At 70.5% G+C, this 18,751-nt stretch carries 16 protein-coding genes; 9 read left to right on the top strand and 7 right to left on the bottom strand.

Annotation, left to right across the window (positions count from 1 at the left end; all coding sequences use genetic code 11):
• Positions 1-3 precede the first annotated feature (3 nt).
• From ACQPWU_RS37165 to ACQPWU_RS37145, 5 genes are read left to right on the top strand one after another with little or no spacing between them, the layout of a single operon-like run.
• Positions 4-813: a carbohydrate ABC transporter permease gene (locus ACQPWU_RS37165; protein ID WP_433430093.1), complete on the top strand. Its 810-nt coding sequence runs from the start codon at positions 4-6 to the stop codon at positions 811-813.
• Positions 814-827: 14 nt separating this feature from the next.
• On the top strand, positions 828-2,129 hold the full coding sequence (locus tag ACQPWU_RS37160) for an ABC transporter substrate-binding protein (protein ID WP_433430091.1): 1,302 nt from the start codon (positions 828-830) through the stop codon (positions 2,127-2,129).
• Between the two features lie 29 nt (positions 2,130-2,158).
• Entirely contained in the window at positions 2,159-3,703 is a 1,545-nt protein-coding gene (locus ACQPWU_RS37155) for an alkaline phosphatase D family protein (protein ID WP_433430090.1), read from the top strand.
• Positions 3,704-3,713: 10 nt separating this feature from the next.
• Positions 3,714-5,651: an NPCBM/NEW2 domain-containing protein gene (locus tag ACQPWU_RS37150; protein ID WP_433430088.1), complete on the top strand. Its 1,938-nt coding sequence runs from the start codon at positions 3,714-3,716 to the stop codon at positions 5,649-5,651.
• Between the two features lie 11 nt (positions 5,652-5,662).
• Positions 5,663-7,264, top strand: coding sequence for a beta-N-acetylhexosaminidase (locus ACQPWU_RS37145; RefSeq protein ID WP_433430087.1), 1,602 nt, complete (start codon positions 5,663-5,665; stop codon positions 7,262-7,264).
• On the opposite strand, the gene ACQPWU_RS37140 is transcribed toward ACQPWU_RS37145, so the two are convergent.
• Positions 7,261-7,764 carry a DUF2087 domain-containing protein gene (locus tag ACQPWU_RS37140; protein ID WP_433430086.1) on the bottom strand — a complete coding sequence of 168 codons (504 nt, stop codon included), beginning with the start codon at positions 7,762-7,764 and terminating at the stop codon, positions 7,261-7,263. The genes ACQPWU_RS37145 and ACQPWU_RS37140 overlap by 4 nt on opposite strands.
• Positions 7,765-7,772: 8 nt before the next feature.
• Here ACQPWU_RS37140 and ACQPWU_RS37135 point away from each other — a divergent pair, with 8 nt between their 5' ends.
• A complete protein-coding gene (locus ACQPWU_RS37135; protein ID WP_433430085.1) occupies positions 7,773-8,336 on the top strand; it encodes a hypothetical protein in 564 nt (187 codons plus the stop codon).
• Between the two features lie 181 nt (positions 8,337-8,517).
• Here the strand turns inward: ACQPWU_RS37135 and ACQPWU_RS37130 are convergent, their stop codons facing one another.
• The 3 genes from ACQPWU_RS37130 to ACQPWU_RS37120 are packed head-to-tail and all read right to left on the bottom strand — an operon-like array spanning position 8,518 to position 12,889.
• Positions 8,518-11,025, bottom strand: coding sequence for a DEAD/DEAH box helicase (locus tag ACQPWU_RS37130; RefSeq protein WP_433445383.1), 2,508 nt, complete (start codon positions 11,023-11,025; stop codon positions 8,518-8,520).
• Between the two features lie 32 nt (positions 11,026-11,057).
• Positions 11,058-11,555: an N-acetyltransferase family protein gene (locus tag ACQPWU_RS37125; protein WP_433430084.1), complete on the bottom strand. Its 498-nt coding sequence runs from the start codon at positions 11,553-11,555 to the stop codon at positions 11,058-11,060.
• 47 nt (positions 11,556-11,602) lie between these two features.
• Complete coding sequence (locus ACQPWU_RS37120; protein ID WP_433430083.1) at positions 11,603-12,889, bottom strand: acyltransferase family protein; 1,287 nt, start codon at positions 12,887-12,889, stop codon at positions 11,603-11,605.
• Positions 12,890-13,087: 198 nt separating this feature from the next.
• On the opposite strand from ACQPWU_RS37120, the gene ACQPWU_RS37115 reads away from it, so the two are divergent.
• On the top strand, positions 13,088-14,323 hold the full coding sequence (locus ACQPWU_RS37115; RefSeq protein WP_433430081.1) for a sensor histidine kinase: 1,236 nt from the start codon (positions 13,088-13,090) through the stop codon (positions 14,321-14,323).
• Entirely contained in the window at positions 14,314-14,961 is a 648-nt protein-coding gene (locus ACQPWU_RS37110) for a response regulator transcription factor (RefSeq protein ID WP_433430080.1), read from the top strand. Before ACQPWU_RS37115 ends, ACQPWU_RS37110 begins: the two co-directional genes overlap by 10 nt.
• 91 nt (positions 14,962-15,052) lie before the next feature.
• Here ACQPWU_RS37110 and mihF read toward each other — a convergent pair whose 3' ends face one another.
• The 3 genes from mihF to ACQPWU_RS37095 form a co-directional block, all read right to left on the bottom strand.
• The gene (gene mihF, locus ACQPWU_RS37105) at positions 15,053-15,358 is read right to left on the bottom strand and encodes an integration host factor, actinobacterial type (protein ID WP_043641121.1); all 306 of its coding nucleotides are present in this window, start codon (positions 15,356-15,358) and stop codon (positions 15,053-15,055) included.
• 103 nt (positions 15,359-15,461) lie between these two features.
• Entirely contained in the window at positions 15,462-15,866 is a 405-nt protein-coding gene (locus ACQPWU_RS37100) for a GlcG/HbpS family heme-binding protein (RefSeq protein ID WP_360695481.1), read from the bottom strand.
• A gap of 107 nt (positions 15,867-15,973) precedes the next feature.
• Positions 15,974-17,197 (bottom strand): ROK family protein, encoded by a 1,224-nt coding sequence (locus ACQPWU_RS37095; RefSeq protein ID WP_433430078.1) that lies wholly within the window; start codon positions 17,195-17,197, stop codon positions 15,974-15,976.
• 23 nt (positions 17,198-17,220) lie between these two features.
• On the opposite strand from ACQPWU_RS37095, the gene ACQPWU_RS37090 reads away from it, so the two are divergent.
• On the top strand, positions 17,221-18,465 hold the full coding sequence (locus ACQPWU_RS37090) for an MFS transporter (protein ID WP_433430076.1): 1,245 nt from the start codon (positions 17,221-17,223) through the stop codon (positions 18,463-18,465).
• Positions 18,466-18,751: the final 286 nt, after the last annotated feature.

Below are 18,751 nucleotides of genomic sequence, written 5' to 3'. Positions count from 1 at the left end.
CCCATGGCCAAGCGAATCCTCCTGTACGCCGTGCTCGTGGCCGGTGCGTTCATCTCCGTCTTCCCGTACCTGCTCGTCGTGCTGACGGCGTTCAAGACCCAGGCGCAGCTGAGCACGACGGCACCCTGGCTGCCCGGGCTGCCGCCGACCGCGGACAACCTGGCGAAGATGCTGGAAGGGGACTTCCCGCGCTATCTGCTCAACACGGCCGTGATGACGGTGCTGCTGACGGCGGGCCAGCTCGTGTTCACCACGTTCGCCGCGTACGCGTTCGCCCGTCTCCGGTTCAGGGGCAGGGACGTGCTGTTCTGGCTGTTCGTGGCGACGATGATGGTGCCGAGCGCCGTCACGATGATCCCGCTGTTCCTGATCATGCGGGAGCTGGAGCTGGTCAACACCTGGTACGGCCTGCTCGCCCCCTACGTGCTCGGCACGCCGTACGGGATCTTCCTGATGCGGCAGTTCTTCAAGACCCTGCCCTCCGGGCTCGAGGAGGCGGCGCGGATCGACGGGGCGGGGCCGCTGACGATCCTCCTCCGCGTCCTGCTCCCGCTCTGCCGCCCCGCCCTCGGCACGCTGGCGATCATCACGGTGATCTCCTCGTGGAACAGCTTCCTCTGGCCGCTGATCATCACCAGCGGCGACGACACCAAGGTCATCACGGTGGCCATCGCCACGCTCAAGCAGGGCATCGGCGTCGACTACAACCTCATGATGGCCGGCAGCCTGATCGCGCTGGTGCCCATGGTGGCCATCTTCATCTTCTTCCAGAAGCACATCGTCAGATCCGTCGTCCTCACGGGTCTCAAGTAAGAAGAGGTCAGCGAATGTCGCACAACCCCCCGATTCGCTGGGCGCTGCTCGGTGCCGCCCTGCTCGCCCTCACCTCGTGCGGCTCAGGCTCGGGCGGCGGCGAGGCCGGCAAGGTCACGTTGACGTACCGGCTCTGGGACGACCAGCAGAAGACCGGCTACGAGAAGGTCATGGCCGCCTTCGAGAAGGCCAACCCCGGCATCGACGTCAACATCGAGCTGCTGCCGTACGACCAGTACTGGACGAAGCTCACCGCGGACGTCGTCGCGGGCACGGCGCCCGACGTGTTCTGGATGACCCCCACCCAGTTCCCCGAGTACGTGACCAAGGGCGTCCTCAGCCCGGTCCAGGTCGACACGTCGAAGTACCACCAGACCGTCGTCGGTTCGTTCACCTACCAGGGCAAGCTGTACGGCGTCCCCAAGGACTGGGGAATCGTCGGCCTGCTCTACAACAAGGACCTGTTCAAGAAGGCCGGCGTGGAGATGCCGGAGAAGCTGACCTGGGCGGCCGACGGCACGGGCACCCTGCTCGACACGGCACGCAAGCTCACCGTGGACGAGGCGGGCAAGCACCCCGGCGACGCCGGCTTCGACCCCGCCAAGGTCAAGACGTACGGCTTCGCCTCCTGGAACCACTACCAGACGCAGTGGATGAACTGGGTCGTCTCGAACGGCGGCAAGCTCGTCGACAAGCCCTTCGGCAAGTACGCCTTCAACGACCCGGCCTCGGTGCAGGCCCTGCAGTTCGGCGTGGACCTGGTGAACAAGCACCACGTCTCCCCGCCCGCCACCCAGACCAACCCGCCCACCGGCAAGGTCACCGACATGTTCAAGGCGGGCCAGGTCGCGATGTTCCCCGCCAACAACGCGCTGCTGCCGTTCGTGGCGCCCGAGGCCACGTTCGAGATGGGCGTCGCGCCCATGCCTGAGGGGCCGCAGGGCCGCTCGGTCAACCTGAACGGCCTGTCCGAGGCCGTCTACGCCAAGAGCAAGCACCCCAAGGAGGCCATGAAGCTGGCCGAATTCCTCGGCACGCAGGAGCCGCAGAAGATGATGGCCGACGGCGGCTACGTCTTCCCCGCGCTCAACGGCATCAGCCAGGGCTACGTCGACTACTGGAAGTCGAAGAAGGTCGACGTCACGCCGTTCGTGAAGGAGGCCGAGGGCTCGACCTTCCCGCTGCCGATCACCACCGGATTCACCGGCTTCGAGACCAAGCTCAACCAGATCTTCAACGAGATGTACCTCGGCAAGCTCACCCCGCAGGCCGCCGCCGACCAGGCCGTCACCGAAGGCAACGCCACCGTCAAGTAGCGGGACACCCCCCTCACGTAAGGACCCCCATGATCACCCGGCGTTCACTCTTCGCCGGGGGCGCGAGCCTGGGCATCTCCGCCGCACTGGGCGCTGCCCCCGTGCGGGCGGCGGCCCGTCGCGCCCCTGTATCCGACCCCTTCCAGCTCGGCGTCGCCTCGGGCGAGCCCACGCCTGACGGCGTGGTCCTGTGGACCCGGCTCGCCATGAACCCGATCGCGCTCGACGGCCTCGGCGGCATGCCGGATCGCCCGGTGCCGGTCCAGTGGCAGCTCGCCAAAGACGAAAATTTCCGGCATGTCGTACGGAACGGCACCGAGGTCGCCCGCCCCGACGCGGCCCACAGCGTCCACGTCGAGCTCGAAGGCCTCGACCCGGGCGCCGAGTACTTCTACCGCTTCAGGGCCGAGGGCGAGCTCAGCCCTGTCGGCCGCACCCTCACCGCCCCGGCCCGCGGCTCCCGCAGCCGGGCGCTGAACCTGTCGTTCACCTCCTGCGCGGACTACCAGGTGGGCTGGTTCACGCCGTACCGCAGGATGGCCGAGGACCAGCCCGACCTGATCGCCTTCCTCGGCGACTACATCTACGAGTACGGCGACTACAAGTACCCGGTCCGCGACCAGGCCGGCGGCGAGTGCTTCGACCTGGCCGGCTACCGGCTGCGCCACGCCCAGCACAAGGCCGACCCCGAGTCGCAGCTGGCCCACGCCATCGCCCCCTGGGTCGTGGTGTGGGACGACCACGACATCGAGAACGCCTGGGCCGGCGACGTGCCCGAGCAGCCCGACCCGCCGTTCCTCCCGCGCAGGGCCGCGGCCTTCCAGGCGTATTACGAGAACATGCCGTTGCGCCGCGCCCAGAAGCCGAACGGCCCGGCGCTCAAGCTCTACCGCAGCATCCGCTGGGGCGCGGTCGCCAACCTCCACCTGCTCGACACCCGCCAGTACCGCGACCTGTACGCGTGCACCGGCAAGAGCGGCACCGTCGGCCCGGACTGCCTCGACCGCCTCGAGCCCAACCGGACGATCCTGGGCCGCGACCAGGAGGCCTGGCTGGACGGCGAGCTGAAGGGCTCGCGCGCCACCTGGGACCTGCTCGGGCAGCAGGTCTTCCTCATGGAGATGGACTGGACCAACGGCGAGGGCAAGGGCTACTCGAACGAGGGCTGGGACGGATACGTCGCCTCCCGCAATCGCCTGACGGCCGCCATCGACACCTACAAGCGCAACGCCGTCGTGCTCACCGGCGACGTGCACTCCCACTGGGCCGGCGAGGTCAAGCGCGACCACCAGGACCCCGAGTCGAAGTCCGTCGCCGTGGAGCTGGTCACCACCTCGGTGACGAGCGCGGGCAACGGCCTGGACGAGTACCCCAACACGCAGGTCCTGCTCAAGGAGAACCCGCACGTGAAGTTCTTCAACGGCCGCCGCGGCTACGTGCGCGCCCGGCTGACCCAGCAGGAGATGAAGGTCGACTTCCGCTCGCTGTCACGCGTCACCGAGCCGTACGCACCCGCCTACACCTCCGGCTCCTTCGTCATCGAGCCCGGCGTCCCCAGACTCAACCCCGCCTGACAGGACTCCCATGCGCATCTTCACGGCCGCCGCCGCGGCGGCCCTCCTCGCCATGCCCTTCGTGCCGTTATCGAGCGCAGCCGAAGCCGCATCCGGCCCGCCCATGGGCTGGAGCAGCCGCTCCCTCGGCTGCTCGGTCTCGGAGTCGTCGGTACGCAAGGCCGCCGACGCCCTCGTGCCCCTCGTCCCGCTCGGCTACCGGTACGTCATCATCGACGACTGCTGGCTGGCCGCGCAGCGCACGAACGGCGCCCTGGCCCCGGACGCCGCCCGCTTCCCGGGCGGCGTGAAAGCCCTCGCCGACTACGTGCACGGCAAGGGCATCAAGCTGGGCCTCAGCCTGTCGGCCGGCACCAAGGCCTGCTCGGGCGGCGGCCCCGGCTCGTACAAGAGCGAGGCCGCCGACGCCGAGCAGGTCAAGGGCTGGGGCGTCGACTACGTCAAGTACGACTGGTGCAACATCCCCACGGCCGACTTCCCCGGCCAGAACGTGCAGCAGATCGGCGAGGCCCTCTACCCACGCATGCGCCAGGCCCTCGGCGCTGACGTCGCGTTCGCCATGAACAACGAGGACGGCAGCACCGTGCCGTGGCTCTGGGGCAAGAGCGCGGGCGCCACCACCTGGCGCACGAACGTCTACAACCGCCCCATCGCCGATTCGTACGTCACGATGGTGGACATCTGGGAGTTCAACCAGCTCAGGGCCGAGTACGCGGGCCCGGGCAGCTGGGCCGACCCCGACCTGATCCAGGCGGGGCGCGGCGGGATGACCGAGACCGAGTACCGCGCGCAGTTCACGCTCTGGGCGATCGGCGCGTCGCCGCTGGTCCTGCAGGCCGACCCGGCCGCGGCGCCGCCCGCGATCGTCGCCAACCCGAAGGTCGTCGCGGTCGACCAGGACCCGCTGGGCGCGCAGGGCACGTTCGTGAAGACCGACGGCTGGTACCACGTGCTGTCCAAGCCGCTGGCCGACGGCGACCGGGCCGTCGCGCTGTTCAACGAGAGCGACCGCTCGGCCACCATCTCCACCGAGCTCGGCGGCTCGCGCTACCGGGTCGAGGAGCTGTGGAGCGGCGCGGTCACCTCGTCCAAGGGTGACCTGGCGGCCCACGTTCCCGCGCACGCGGCCCTGCTCTACCGGGTCGGCGAAAGCCGTGAGCAGGCGCCGCCGCTGGTGACGTTCGAGGCCGACCCGCCGAAGTTCCTCGGCGACGACCGGCCCTCGGTGCTGGAACCGGGCAAGACGGGCGAGATCCTGACCAAGGTCACCAACACGGGGGCCACCGCACGCCTGCGCGACGTCGAGGTCACGGCCCGCGTACCGGACGGGTGGCAGGCCGCCGCGCGGACGCCCGCCAAGACCGGCAAGCTGGACGGCGGCGAGACGCTCACCGTGAAATGGGCCGTCACCCCGCCCGCCGGCGCCACGCCGGGGAACTACGAGCTCACCTTCACGCAGGGCACGCAGAGCGCCGTGGCCGTCGTGACCGTCGCCACGGCGCCCGGCTCGGGGCGTACGTACCTCAGCGACGTGGCCTGGACCAGCGCCAAGAACTACTTCGGCCCGGTCGAGAAGGACACCAGCAACGGTGACAAGGCGGCCGGCGACGGGAAGCCGATCACCATCGAGGGCGTCACGTACGCCAAGGGCCTCGGCGCCCACGCGCCCGCCGAGATCGAGTTCTACACCGCCGGGCGCTGCTCGACCGTGGAGTTCCAGGCCGGGATCGACGACGAGGTCGGTTCGGCGGGCTCGGCCGACTTCGAGGTCTGGGCCGACGGGGGCCGGGTCGCCCATTCGGGCGTGCTCACCGGCGCCATGCCCGCCCGCAAGGTCACCGCGTCCGTCGAGGGCGCCAGATATGTCCGGCTGGTCGCCACCAACGGAGGCGACAACGCGACCTCCGACCACGCCGACTTCGCCGACGCTGCCATCACCTGTAAGTAAGGAGTTTGCCGTTGTTGATCGTTCCCAAGCCCGTCAAGCACGAGTCCCGGCCAGGGGCGTTCGTCCTCGACCGCGATACCTCGCTGGCCGCCGACCCGGTGCTGAGCGAGGTGGCCGCCTGGCTGCGCGGTGAGCTCGCCCCCGTCACCGGAGGCGAGCTGCTGCCAGGGGGCCCGGGAACGATCACCTTGGCGCTCGGCGATCTGCCGCCGGGGGCGTACCGGCTGACCGTCGGCTCCACGGTGGAGATCGTCGCTGGCGGGCCGGCCGGGGCGTTCTACGGGGCGCAGACGTTCAGGCAGCTCATGCCGCCCGCCGCTTTCAGGAAGGCCGCGCGCGGGCCCTTCGAGGTGCCCGGCGCGTACGTCGAGGACGCGCCGAGGTTCGGGTGGCGCGGCTGCATCCTCGACGTCGCCCGGCATTTCATGACCAAGCGCGACGTGCTCCGCTTCATCGACCTGATCGCCCTGCACAAGCTGAACGTCCTGCACCTGCACCTCACCGACGACCAGGGCTGGCGGATCGAGATCCGCCGCTACCCGAGGCTCACCGAGGTCGGCTCGTGGCGCAAGGAGAGCCAGATCGGCTGGAACGGCGCCATGGACGGCCGCCCGCACGGCGGCTACTACACCCAGGACGACATCAAGGAGATCGTCGCGTACGCCGCGGCCCGGCACGTCACGGTCGTCCCCGAGATCGACCTGCCGGGGCACACCCAGGCCGCCATCGCCGCGTACCCGGAGCTCGGCAACCTGGACACGCCGCTGGAGGTGCGCACGGGCTGGGGCGTCGGCCAGAACGTGCTCAACGTGGAGGACAGCACGATCAAGTTCTTCCAGGACGTGCTGGACGAGGTGCTCGAGCTGTTCCCCAGCCCGTACATCGTGCTGGGCGGCGACGAGTGCCGCAAGGACCAGTGGAAGGCGAGCCCCGCGGCGCAGCGGCGCATCGCCGAGCTGGGGCTGCGGGACGAGGAGGAGCTGCAGAGCTGGTTCATCCACCAGTTCGACGCCTACCTGACGACGCGCGGGCGCCGGCTCGTCGGCTGGGACGAGATCCTGGAGGGCGGCCTGGCGCCCGGCGCGGTGGTCGCGTCGTGGCGGGGCGAGCTGGGCGCGGTGGCCGCCGCCAGGAGCGGCCACGACGTGATCAACTGCTCCAACACGAGCCTCTACCTGGACTACCGGCAGGGGCCGGGGGAGGAGGAGCCGGTGCCGTTCGGGACGGTGCTCACGCTGGAGGACGTCTACGCCTTCGAGCCCGTGCCCGCCGGCCTGCGCGGCGAACCGGCCGCCGCCCACGTGCTGGGCGCGCAGTGCGGCCTCTGGACGGAGCTGATCGACTCCAGCCGGCACGCCGACTACATGGCCTTCCCCCGGCTGGCGGCATTCTCCGAGACGGTGTGGAGCTCACCCGAACGGGACCTGGACGATTTCCGGGCGCGGCTGGCGGCGCACCTGCCCCGGCTGGACGCACTCGGCGTGGAGTACCGGCACGCGGAGGGACCCCTGCCCTGGCAGACCCGGCCGGGCGTGCCGGGTCGGCCGGAGGACCCGGAGCGCTGGCAGGCCAAGCTCGACGCCTGGACCAGCAACCTCCGCCACCCGCGCTAGATCTGGACGGGCCCGCCGCTGCGCCAGTAGACGTTGCCCTCCCTGGACAGCAGCCCCTCGTCCACCAGGTAGCGGCGCAGCGCCGCGTAGTCGTCGTGGAACGCCCGCAGGGCCACGTTCACGTCCTTCTCCGGGTAGCGCACGCCGGGCTCGAACACCATGGCGATGTAGCGCAGCACCACCAGCCGCTTGTCGCGCCGCATCCCCATGGTCGTCAGCCGCCCGTCCACCAGGAACGTGCGCAGCACCCGCTCCTCGGCGCTCAGCTCCTCGGCCGGCTCGGCCCGCGCCCGCAGCAGCTCACGGAAGCGCTCGGGCGTGGCCTTCCACTTGCCGCTCTCGTCGCACGCCGCCAGGCCGCCGGCGGCCAGCTTCCGCAGCGCCTTGGGCGACTGGCCGTCATCGTCACCGAGCACGAGGGCGGCGAAGGTCCGTAACGTGTCTTCCTGGTAGAGCAGCCCGAGGACGCGCCTGATCTCATCGTCGTTCACCCATACCATTTTGTCCCATGATCTCAGCGCTGTTACTCGCCGTCGCCGTCGCCATCCCGAACAACTTCCTGCTGTACGAGGAGGCCGCCGCCACCAAGGACAAGAACCCCGAGACGAACTGGACAGCCAGCGGCAAGAAGACGGCCACCCTCGTCGTGAACCCGTGCCAGAAGGCCAAGCTCGGCCAGAGCGGCCGCACGCAGGCCAGGACGCTCATCTACACCGCGGTGCCCGACTACTCCAAGTCGGAGCAGGTGATCCTCTACTCTTCGGCCGCGGCCGCGGGCAAGGCCATGCGCGACGTGGAGGCCGCCGCGCGCTCCTGCTCCAGGTCCGGCTACCGTTATGCCGCCCGCGCGGTGAGCCTCGGTGACAAGGCACTGAACGTCACCGGCCAGGCATACCAGGGCAGGAAGCCGGGCGTCGGCGGCGAGCGGGCCGTCGTGACCCGTCGCGGAAACGCCCTGATCCTCTACACCGTGGCCGGCGAGTGGGGTAAGCCCCGAAAGGACGACTTCGGGCAGCAGACGCGGGACACCAAGCGCATGCTCGCAAAGATCTGCACCATCGCCGATTGCTGATTGCGGGAAATGTCTCGATCTTGGGACACGATCATGACACGACCCCGACGTATTCCGGACGACACTGAATCGACAGGCGTGTGCCGGGGCGCCCTTGCCAGTCCGTTCCGGCACACGGCTTGTCGTTTTCTGGGGTTGCATTGGGCTTCGGGGGCAGCCCCAGCGCCCCCGGCGCGGTGCCTCAGAGCCGGTTGAGCCCGATCACGTGGAGCACGGCGCGGCCCTCCTCATCGGACCCGGCCAGGTCGACCTGGGCGTCGATGCCCCAGTCGCCGTCGCCGGCCGGATCCTTGACCGTCTGGCGGACCTTCCAGAGCCCGCTCTCCTCCTCGATCCGCAGCAGCGCGGGCCCGCGCGCGTCGGCGTCGGTGAAGATCTCCTCGTGCTCGGCGTAGTACGCATCCAGCGCCGCGCCCCAGTCGACGTCGGGGGCGAGCTCCTCCAGCTCGTCCTCCTTCTCGATGGCGCAGAGCTCGACCAGCCGGAACATCGCGTTGCGCACCAGCACGCGGAAGGCCCGCGGGTTGGCCGTGACCGGGCGCACCTTGGTCTCGAGCTGGTTCTGCTGCTCCAGCGCCTCGGCCGGGTTGGTCAGCTTCTCCCACTCGTCGATGAGCGAGGAGTCGACCTGGCGGACCAGCTCGCCGAGCCACTCGATCAGATCGACCAGGTCTTCGGTCTTGAGGTGCTCGGGCACCGTACGCGACAGCGTGCGGTAGGCGTCGGCCAGGTAACGCAGCACCGTGCCCTCGGACCTGGCCAGCTCGTAGAACTGGATGTACTCGCCGAACGTCATGGCCCGCTCGTACATGTCACGGATCACGGACTTGGGGCTGACCGTGTAGTCGCCCACCCACGGATGCCCGTGCCGGTAGGTCTCGTAGGCCCCGAGCAGCAGGTCTTCCAGCGGCATGGGGTACATGACCTCGGCCAGCTGCTCCATGCGCTCTTCGTACTCGATGCCGTCGGCCTTCATCTGCGCGACCGCCTCGCCGCGCGCCTTCTTCAGCTGCGCCGACAGAATCTGGCGCGGGTCGTCGAGGATCGACTCCACGATCGAGACGATGTCCAGCGCGTATGACGGCGACTCGCGGTCGAGCAGGTCGAACGCGGCCAGCGCGAACGTGGACAGCGCCTGGTTGAGCGCGAAGTCCTCCTGCAGCTCGATCGTCAGCCTGGCCCGCCTGCCCTGCTCGTCGGGTTCGGCGAACTGCTCGACGATGCCGCCCGCCAGCAGCGACCGGTAGATCGCGATGGCCTGGCTGATGTGGCGCCGCTGCCACTTGCGGTCCTCGTGGTTGTCGGTCAGCAGGTGCTTCATCGCCTGGAAGCAGTCGCCGGGCCGGTTGATCACCGCGAGCAGCATGGCGTTGCTGACCTTGAAGCGGGAGTTGAGCGGCTCCGGCTCCGCTTCCTGGAGCTTCTGGAACGTGTCCTCGCTCCAGCCCACGAACCCCTCCGGCGGCTTCTTGCGCGCGTAGCCGCGCCGCCGCTTGGGGTCGTCGCCGATCTTGGCGAGGGCCTTGGCGTTCTCGATGTCGTGCTCGGGGGCCTGGCAGGCGACGTAGCCGATGGTGTCGAACCCGGCCCGGCCGGCCCGGCCCGCGATCTGGTGGAACTCGCGGGCGCGCAGCCGCCGAACCTTGTTGCCGTCGTACTTCGACAGCGCGGTGAACAGCACCGTCCTGATCGGCACGTTGACGCCGACGCCGAGGGTGTCGGTGCCGCAGATGACCTTCAGCAGGCCCGCCTGGGCCAGCCGCTCCACCAGGCGCCGGTATTTCGGCAGCATGCCGGCGTGGTGGACGCCGATGCCGTGGCGCACGAGCCGGGACAGCGCCCGCCCGAACCGGGTGGTGAAGCGGAACCCCCCGATCATCGTGGCGATGGCCTCCTTCTCGGCCTTCGTCGCCATGTTGATGGACATCAGGGCCTGGGCCCGCTCCATCGCCGCCGCCTGCGTGAAGTGCACGACGTAGACCGGCGCCTGCCCGGTCTTGAGCATCTCCTCCAGCGTCTCGTGCAGCGGCGTCATCCTGTACGAGTAGACCAGCGGCACCGGCCGCTCGGCGTGCTTGACCACGGACGTCGGCCGCCCGGTGCGCCTGGTCAGGTCGCGCTCGAACATCGACACGTCGCCGAGCGTGGCCGACATCAGGATGAACTGCACGTTGGGCAGCTCCAGGATCGGCACCTGCCACGCCCATCCGCGGTCGGGCTCGGCGTAGAAGTGGAACTCGTCCATGACGACCTGGCCGATGTCGGCCGCCGCGCCGTCGCGCAGGGCCACGTTGGCCAGGATCTCGGCCGTGCAGCAGATGATGGGCGCGCCAGGGTTGACGCTGGCGTCGCCGGTCATCATGCCGACGTTCTCGGTGCCGAAGATGGCGCACAGGTCGAAGAACTTCTCCGACACCAGCGCCTTGATCGGTGCGGTGTAGAAGGTGCGCTGGTCGCGCGTCAGCGCGGTGAAGTGGGCGCCCGCGGCCACCAGCGACTTGCCCGAGCCCGTCGGCGTGGCCAGGATCAGGTTGCTGCCGGAGACGACCTCGATGAGGGCCTCCTCCTGGGCGGGATAGAGGGTGAGCCCCCGCTCGGAGTTCCACTGCACGAACGCGTCGAAGATGGCGTCCGGTTCGGCGTCGATGTCTTCGGGCAGGCGGTCAAGGAGAAGGCTCACGCTCTCTATCCTGCCGAAGTTTGCCGTGTGGTCGAACCGCTCTAGCCAAGAGGGAGCTGGAACAGCACCGTGTCGATCCAGCGTTCGTGCTTGAATCCCACCGCCCGAAGCCGCCCGGCCTCCTCGAACCCGAACGCCTTGTGCAGCCGCGCCGAGGCCGGATCGCCCGAGTCCGCGATCACCGCGATCATCTGACGGGCGGGGGTCTCGCCGGTCTTCTTGATCAGCTCGCCGAGCAGCAGCTTGCCGAGCCCCCGCCCCGTGAAGCCGGGAGCCAGGTAGATCGTGTCCTCGACCGTGTGCCGGTAGGCGGGCTTGGGGCGGTACTGGGAGACGTAGGCGTATCCGGCGACCGCGCCGTCCACCTCGGCCACCAGGAACGGCAGCCCCGCGCCCGTGATGCCGTCCGCCTTCGCCCGCCACGCGTCCAGCCCGAGCGGCGTCTCGTCGAACGTGGCCACGCTGCCGGTCACGTAGTGGGCGTAGATGTCGGTGACGGCAGGCAGGTCGGCCTCGACAAGGCCCCGAATGTTCGTCATGGCCGACATTCTGCTAAACGCAATGTGACAGGGGTGTTTCCGGATCCTCACGTCCGTGATCGAGGTGCCGTCATCAGCAGGCCGCCCAGCAGGGCGAGCACCGCGAGGAACGGCCCGCCGCCGGGCGCGAACCCGCCGACCGTGAGCGTCAGCACCCCGCCGCCGGCCAGCGCGACCGCCGCGAGCGTGCCGCCCCACCCGGCCTGCCCGTACGGCAGCGCGGGCGGCGCCTCGAACCTGGCGAAGCCCTTCAGCAGCGGCCACATGACCAGGCACAGCAGCCCGAGCCAGACCGGCCACCCCGCGAGCCAGAACGCGCTGCCCGGCCTCGGCGTGTCGATGCCCAGCAGGACCACCACCACGCCGGTGACCGCGAACAGGGCCGGCATGTGCCACAGGTACACGGTCATGATCCGCGGGCTCGCCCAGGCCAGCAGGCGCTCCGTGGGCAGCCGCACCAGCCACGGCCGCAGCAGCGCGGCCAGCCCGACCTGCCCGATCCCGACGGCCAGCATGGCCAGGGTGGGCGGCGCCATGTTCGACACCTCGGCGCCCGGCAGGCCGATCATGCTGCCCGGGTACGGGCCGTACGCCACCAGCAGCGCCGCAACGCCGAACCCGCCGAGAGCGAGTGCCCACGGGCGACGCAGGCGCCCTTCGGCGTAGAAGAAGCCGAGCTGGTGGACCGCCAGCCAGACGAACACGACGTTCAGGTAGCCGATGGCGTCGAACCCGGTCGAGAAGCGCATCACGTCCGTCAGCACCGCCCCGGCCGCCAGCGACGCGGGGACCAGCAGGCCGTACCTCTCGTGCAGGCGCAGCGCGAGCGGGGTGGCCGTGACGGCGATCAGGTAGACGGCCAGGAACCACAGGAGCTGGCCGGTCAGCCGCGCGCCCACCTCCAGCGGCTGTTCGGGCACGCCCAGCGTGAGCAGCACGTGGGGAAGCGGGATCCACACCGCCGCCAGGGGCAGCAGCGGCCAGGCCAGCCGGCGCAGCCGGGCCGCCAGCCACCGTTGCGGGTTCCCGCCCGAGCGGCCGAAGCTGATCGCGTTCGCCGCGCCGCCCGCGAAGAACACCAGCGGCATGACCTGGCTGAGCCACGTCACGACCCACACGCCGGGCGTCGACAGCGCGTTGCCCGTGGCCAGCCGGCCCCCCTGGTAGGTCAGCACGGGGATCGTCCAGTGCTGGAACACGATCAGCGCCATGCCGAAGACACGAAGCAGGTCGATGAACGGGTCCCGCACCGCCGCACGCGTGCCTGCCGTCCGGCCCGGCTGTGTGCTCGGCTGTCTCACTGGGGCGATGGGGCGGTCCAGCAGGACGGTCATGGGGGAGCCTCGATTCGGCGGGGAAGCGGATGGTTCAAGGCTCCCGTCGCGGGCCTTCACGCACAGTGCCGCTCGCCGCCCTCTTGCGGTCGAGATCACATCACCCTGCGTGGTAGGGCTGGCCCTACCTCCGCACACCTGTGCACCCGCTCGTCTCGGACGATCAGAGGCCATACCGTGAATGCCATGCGCTCCCGGATGAGGCGTGTCCTACTCGACACCCGTTACACGCTGCTCGGCTTCCCCACAGCCGTCATCGGCTTCGTGATCATGATCGCCGGCTTCGCGGCCGGCGTGGGCACCGCGGTCGTATGGGTGGGCGTGCCGCTGCTGGCCGGCACGCTGATGACGGCGCGGGGCTTCGCCGACGCGGAGCGCGGCTGGCTGTCCGACGTGCTCGAGCGGCCGCCCGTACGGCCCCGCTACAGGCCCGCCCCGCCCGGCGCGGGCCGCTTCCGCCGGATCGTCAACCCGCTGACCAGCGGGCAGTCCTGGCTCGACATGCTGCACGGCATCCTGAACCTGCCGTTCGCCATCGCGTCGTTCGTGGTCACGGTGGTGTTCTGGGCGATCCCGCTGGCCGGCCTGACCTACCCGCTGTACGGCATCGTCACCTCGCGCATCCAGGGCAACGAGGAGCTGCCCGAGCTGCTCGGCCTGGGCGACGGCTACACCGTCAACTCGATCTTCTACGTCTCCCTCGGCCTGGTCTTCGCGCTGATCCTGCCGTTCGCGGTGCGCGGCGCCGCGCTGCTGCGGGCCGGGCTGGGCCGGGCGCTGCTGACCGGCGTGGCCGAGCTGCAGGAGCGCATCGACGACCTGGCCGAGGGCCGGGCCGCCGCCGTCTCCGCCGAGGCCAACGCGCTGCGCAAGCTGGAGCGTGACATCCACGACGGGCCGCAGCAGCGGCTGGTCTCGCTGGCCATGGAGCTGTCCAGGGCCCAGCGGCAGATGGCCAAGGATCCGGAGGCGGCGCAGGCCACGATCAAGTCGGCCATCACCGCCACCCGCGAGACGCTCGACGAGCTCCGTGCGCTCTCGCGCGGCATCGCGCCGCCCATCCTGTCCGACCGCGGCCTCGCGCCCGCGCTGGCCGCCCTGGCAGGGCGCTGCACGATCCCCGTCGATCTGGACGTGCAGACCGTCGAGCGCTATCAGGCCGCGGTGGAGAACGCCGTCTACTTCGTCTGCGCCGAGACCCTCACCAACGTGGCCAAGCACAGCCGCGCCACGATCTGCACGGTCCAGCTGACCCGCATCGGCGACGTGCTCATGCTCACGATCGGGGATGATGGGGTCGGCGGCGCACACGTCGCCAAGGGACACGGTCTCGCCGGCCTGGCCGACCGGCTCCGCGCCGTTGACGGGGAGCTGAGCGTGCAGTCGCCGGACGGCGGGCCGACGTTGATCGTGGCGGAGGTGCCGTGCGGGTAGTCGTGGCCGATGACGCGGTCCTGATCAGGGAGGGCCTGGTCAGGCTGCTGGAGGAGTTCGGCTGCGAGGTGGTCGCGACCGTCGGTGACGGCGACGCCCTCGTGGCGGCGATCGCCGAGCACAAGCCGGACGTGTCGGTGGTCGACGTGCGCATGCCGCCGTCGTTCACCGACGAGGGGCTCAAGGCGGCCGTGGAGGCGCGGCGCAGGGTCCCCGGGGCGCCCGTGCTGATCCTGTCGCAGTACGTCGAGGTCTCCTACGCCGACGACCTGCTCGCCGACGCCCGGGGCGCGGTGGGCTACCTGCTGAAGGACCGGGTCGTCGATGTGGACGAGTTCCTGGAGGGCCTACGGCGGGTGGCCGCCGGCGGCACGGTGTTCGATCCGCAGGTGGTGTCCCAGTTGATGGTGCGCAGGCGCAAGGACGACCCGTTGGCGCAGCTGACGCCGCGGGAGCGGGAGGTGCTCGGGCTGATGGCCGAGGGGAAGTCCAATCCGGCCATCGGGCGGCAGCTCGTGATCAGTGACGGCGCCGTGGAGAAGCACATCAGGAGCATCTTCAACAAGCTCGGCCTCTACGCGGAGGACAGCGACCAGCATCGGCGGGTGCTCGCCGTACTGACGTACTTGCGTTCCTGATCCTTTCGCGGCCGTCGGTCCCCCCTCCGGCCGCGACGGTTGGCTGGCCGGTCCGCGCGGCGCCGCGCGCGGACCTGGCCGCTCGGGGGATTTAGCCGAGCGCGTCGACCAGCTTCTTGCGCTGCTGGGCGCCCAGGCCGCCAAGGCGGCGCTTCTCGTCGACGCCCGCCTCCTCCATCAGCGCGGTGGCCTTGGCCGGACCGACGCCCTTGACGGCGCGGAGCGCCTGGGAGACCTTGATCTTCTTCGCGATGTCGTCGTCGCGCTCCAGCAGCTGAGCGAACGTCAGCTCGCCGGCCTTGACCTTGGCGAGCAGAGCGGTGCGGGCGGCACGCGCCTCGGCCGCCTTGGCCAGAGCCGCCTGACGCTGCTCGGGGGTGAGAGTGGGAAGTGCCATCTCAGTTCTCTCCTCGGGGAGTTTACGTTCGGGATTCTGTTACCCGTGGTGCAGTGGCTAATCATGGCGGATACCAGCGGTTCGTGTTGCGGAAAGCGACCGCTCAACGTGTCCGCCACACCTCGGCGGCCGCTTCCGCGCACGCCACGTCCTGCGTGACCGTGCCTCCGCTGACCCCTATGCCGCCGACCACGCGCCATCCCTCACCGTAGTCCGCCCAGAGCGGGATGCCGCCTCCGATGCACACGAACCCCTCCCGCGGCAGGCCGTGCAGGTCCCCTCCGGGAGCCGTTCGCGCGGCCAGCTCCGTGGTGGACCCCCGCAGGGCCACCGAGGTGTACGCCTTGCCCTGCGCGAGCATCGGTCCCGCGATCTCCGCACCCTCCATACGCTGGAAGGACACCAGATGGCCGCCCTCGTCCACGACCGCCGCGGAGATCGCCACGCCTTCGCGCAGCGCCTGCCTGACGGCCGCCTCGGTCATGCGGAGCGCGAGTTCCAGATTCACGCGTGCTTCCCTCGGATCGCTGAGGTCGTGATGGTTTTCCCCTCCATGCGTACAGCCCCTTGGCCCTGCACGGCAAGATCGCTAGCATGGGGCGGAACGGGCACCGCCTATAGCGGCTTCGCCCCCTTCAGGGTGGAATGCGTCACATTGCTCCGCTCGGGCGTGTCGCGACCCTGGTCAGGGTGGTTTTCGCGCCACCTTTCGAGGCCTTCCGGAGTGAGGAAGGCGTCGAACACCGACTCCATCGCGCCCAGCAGCGCGCCCCGCCAGCCCAGTGCCGAGCCCTCGATCCTGGGCGGGTGGTCGCGGCGGATCGCCATGAGGCCGGGCACGCAGCTCTCCATCAGGGCCTGCCCGGCCCGCCCGTACAGCTCGACGCCGTGGCCCGAGAGGGTCACCGCTTCGGGGTCGTGGGCGTTCACGAGGGCCGCGATGCCGCGTCCGAGCGCTCTCGCGTTGGCCGCGACCGCCTCCTCGCTGCCGGCCAGCACCTCCTCCGCCTGGGCCCGCCCCCTGCCGCCGCCGTAGGCGAGTCCGACGTGGCGGAGCAGGGCGTTCGCGCCGACGTCCATGCTCCAGCAGCCGGTCGCGCCGCACGGGCAGGGCCGGTCGCCGCCGGTGAGCGGCATGTGGCCGAACTCGGCTCCCGTGCCGCTCGCCCCGCCCAGCGGCCGTCCCTCCACCACGAGGACGCCGCCGAGGTCGAAGTCCACGTGCAGGTGCAGCCCCACTCGCACCCCCTGCAGCCGCCCACGCCGCGCCTCGGCCAGCGCCGCGAACGCCGTGTCGTTCCCGACGATCGGCGCCTTCGTCCCGAGCAGCCGTGGCACGTCGACCGAGCGCCATCCCAGGTGGGCGATGTCCACCAGGCCGCCGTGCCGTACCGGGCCCGCCAGGGCCACCCCGACGCCGACGACTCGGTGGCCGAGGCGGCGCCTGTGGGCCGCGATGGCGTCGCCCAGGGGCCCCAGAGTGCCCTCGGGGGTGCCGTCGTGCGGCTGGAGACCGAGCACCGTCGTCCGCCCGCCCAGCTCGCAGGCCGCCAGCTCCCAGGCGTCCTCCCGTACGTCCACGGCGAGCGCGAGCGGTCCGCGCGGATGCGGCCCCGGCACCTGCGTCGGACGCCCTCGCCCATGCTCCCGCGCGGGCTCCTCGTGCAGCAGTTCGTGCTCGGCCAGGCCGGCGACCAGCACTGACGCCGTCCCCCTCGCCAGGTGCAGGTCGCGGGTCAGCTGCGACCTGGTGCGGGTGGCCCCGCAGTCATGCACGGCGCGCAGCAGCCGTACCCGGTTGTGCGCGCGAAGCTCGCCACTCGTCGTAGCACCAATCACGGTCCACAGTTTATGCTCTAGCCGTGAACAAAAGCCTCATTGATGCCAGACGTGCTCGTGCCGGAGTGTTCGGGTTCTTCTTCCTCGCCGGGTTCGTGATGGGTTTGTGGGCCGCCGGGCTCCCGTCCCTGAACGACCGGCTCGATCTCGGCCCCGCCCGGCTGGGCAGTGTCCTGTTGCTGATCTCGGGCGGCGCGCTGGTGTCGATGCTGCTGGCCGGGCCGCTGGTGGACAGGTGGTCGAGCCGCCGGGTGTGCTGGTTTGCCGGTCCCTTCTCGGGGGTGGTCCTGCTCGGCCCCGCCCTCGCGCCCTCGTACTGGGCTCTGGTGGTGCTCGCGGTGCTGTTCGGGATCGGGCTGGGGGTGACCGAGGTCGCCATGAACACCCACTCCGTCGAGGTCGAGCGCCGCTACGGCCGCCCGATCATCTCCGCCTTCCACGGCACGTGGAGTCTGGGCGGGGCGGCCGGGGGCGGGCTCACCTCGCTGATGCTCAATGCCGGGGTGGACCCGCAGTGGCTGCTGATCGCGGCGGCGCTGGTGGTGCCCTTCCTGTACGTCCCCGCGGCACGCCTGCTGCTGCCCGACCCGCCCGCGCACGCCTCCTCGTCGGAGCCGGGCGCTTCGGGGGGCTCGTCGCTGGGCTGGGGCCTGATCGCGCTCCTCGGCCTGGCCGCGTTCGCCGGCCACCTGAGTGAGGGCGCGGCCATCGACTGGGCCGCGCTGCACGCCCGCTGGATCCTGCGGACGGATCCGGCGATGGCGCCGCTCGCGTACACGATCTTCTCGGTGGCCATGACCACCATCCGCCTGCTCGGAGACCCGATCAGGGCCCGCCTCGGCTCGGTGCGCACCATCCAGCTCGCCGGCCTCTTCGCGACGGCCGGCTACGTCCTGGTCCTGGCGTCGCCGGTGGCGACCGGCCCCCTGCGGGTCGTCTGCGCCTGGGCCGGCTGGGCCCTCGCGGGCGTGGGCCTGGCCACCGTGGTCCCGGTCCTGTTCAGCGCGGTCGGCGCCGCCGGCGGCCGGGTGGGGCGCGCACTGGCGATGGTGACCGCCTTCGGCTACAGCGGCCTCCTCCTGGGGCCGGCGGTGCTGGGTTACGTGGCGGAGGCGTCCTCGCTCCCGATCGCCTTGATCATCCCCGCGGTCCTGGCCGCCGTGGTGGCCCTCGCCGGCACCCCGGCCATCCGCTCCCTGAACCGCCTCTCACCTGCTCCCGCCGGCGCACAGCCCGTCATCAACGCGCCCGCCCCCGCCCGCGACTGACTCGCGCGGCCACCCGAGGCGCGTGGAGGCAGGATCGTGAGGACTGTCCCATTGGGTAACAGCACTCGGCCCTTTCGCTTCCTCCGCCACCGGTCAGGCCGCGGTGTCCGAGGCGACCAGCCAGTCGACGAACCGCACGCCATGCAGGGCGACGGATCCACCGTGGCCCTGGACGGAACTTGGGAAATCGGCTTTGACCTGGTGTTACGCGATCGTGACTTGACCTGGGATGTTACCTCCATGTTTCATGTGCCAAGCACGGTAAACGTTTACAGAGTCTTTGTCG

The sequence above is a fragment of the Nonomuraea sp. CA-141351 genome, from assembly GCF_050944675.1.
In the GTDB taxonomy this organism is placed as follows: Bacteria; Actinomycetota; Actinomycetes; order Streptosporangiales; family Streptosporangiaceae; genus Nonomuraea.
The sequence above is the reverse complement of the archived record's forward strand: the minus strand, read 5'-3'. Positions and strand labels throughout refer to the sequence as shown.

Bases quoted from the DNA above. Each gene is read 5' to 3' on its own strand.
- ACQPWU_RS37165 (WP_433430093.1), top strand. From the start codon at position 4: ATGGCCAAGCGAATCCTCCTGTACGCCGTGCTCGTGGCCGGTGCGTTC.
- ACQPWU_RS37135 (WP_433430085.1), top strand. From the start codon at position 7,773: ATGATCTCAGCGCTGTTACTCGCCGTCGCCGTCGCCATCCCGAACAAC.
- ACQPWU_RS37115 (WP_433430081.1), top strand. From the start codon at position 13,088: ATGAGGCGTGTCCTACTCGACACCCGTTACACGCTGCTCGGCTTCCCC.
- ACQPWU_RS37160 (WP_433430091.1), top strand. From the start codon at position 828: ATGTCGCACAACCCCCCGATTCGCTGGGCGCTGCTCGGTGCCGCCCTG.
- mihF (WP_043641121.1), bottom strand. From the start codon at position 15,358: ATGGCACTTCCCACTCTCACCCCCGAGCAGCGTCAGGCGGCTCTGGCC.
- ACQPWU_RS37125 (WP_433430084.1), bottom strand. From the start codon at position 11,555: ATGACGAACATTCGGGGCCTTGTCGAGGCCGACCTGCCTGCCGTCACC.
- ACQPWU_RS37150 (WP_433430088.1), top strand. From the start codon at position 3,714: ATGCGCATCTTCACGGCCGCCGCCGCGGCGGCCCTCCTCGCCATGCCC.
- ACQPWU_RS37120 (WP_433430083.1), bottom strand. From the start codon at position 12,889: ATGACCGTCCTGCTGGACCGCCCCATCGCCCCAGTGAGACAGCCGAGC.
- ACQPWU_RS37155 (WP_433430090.1), top strand. From the start codon at position 2,159: ATGATCACCCGGCGTTCACTCTTCGCCGGGGGCGCGAGCCTGGGCATC.
- ACQPWU_RS37140 (WP_433430086.1), bottom strand. From the start codon at position 7,764: ATGGTATGGGTGAACGACGATGAGATCAGGCGCGTCCTCGGGCTGCTC.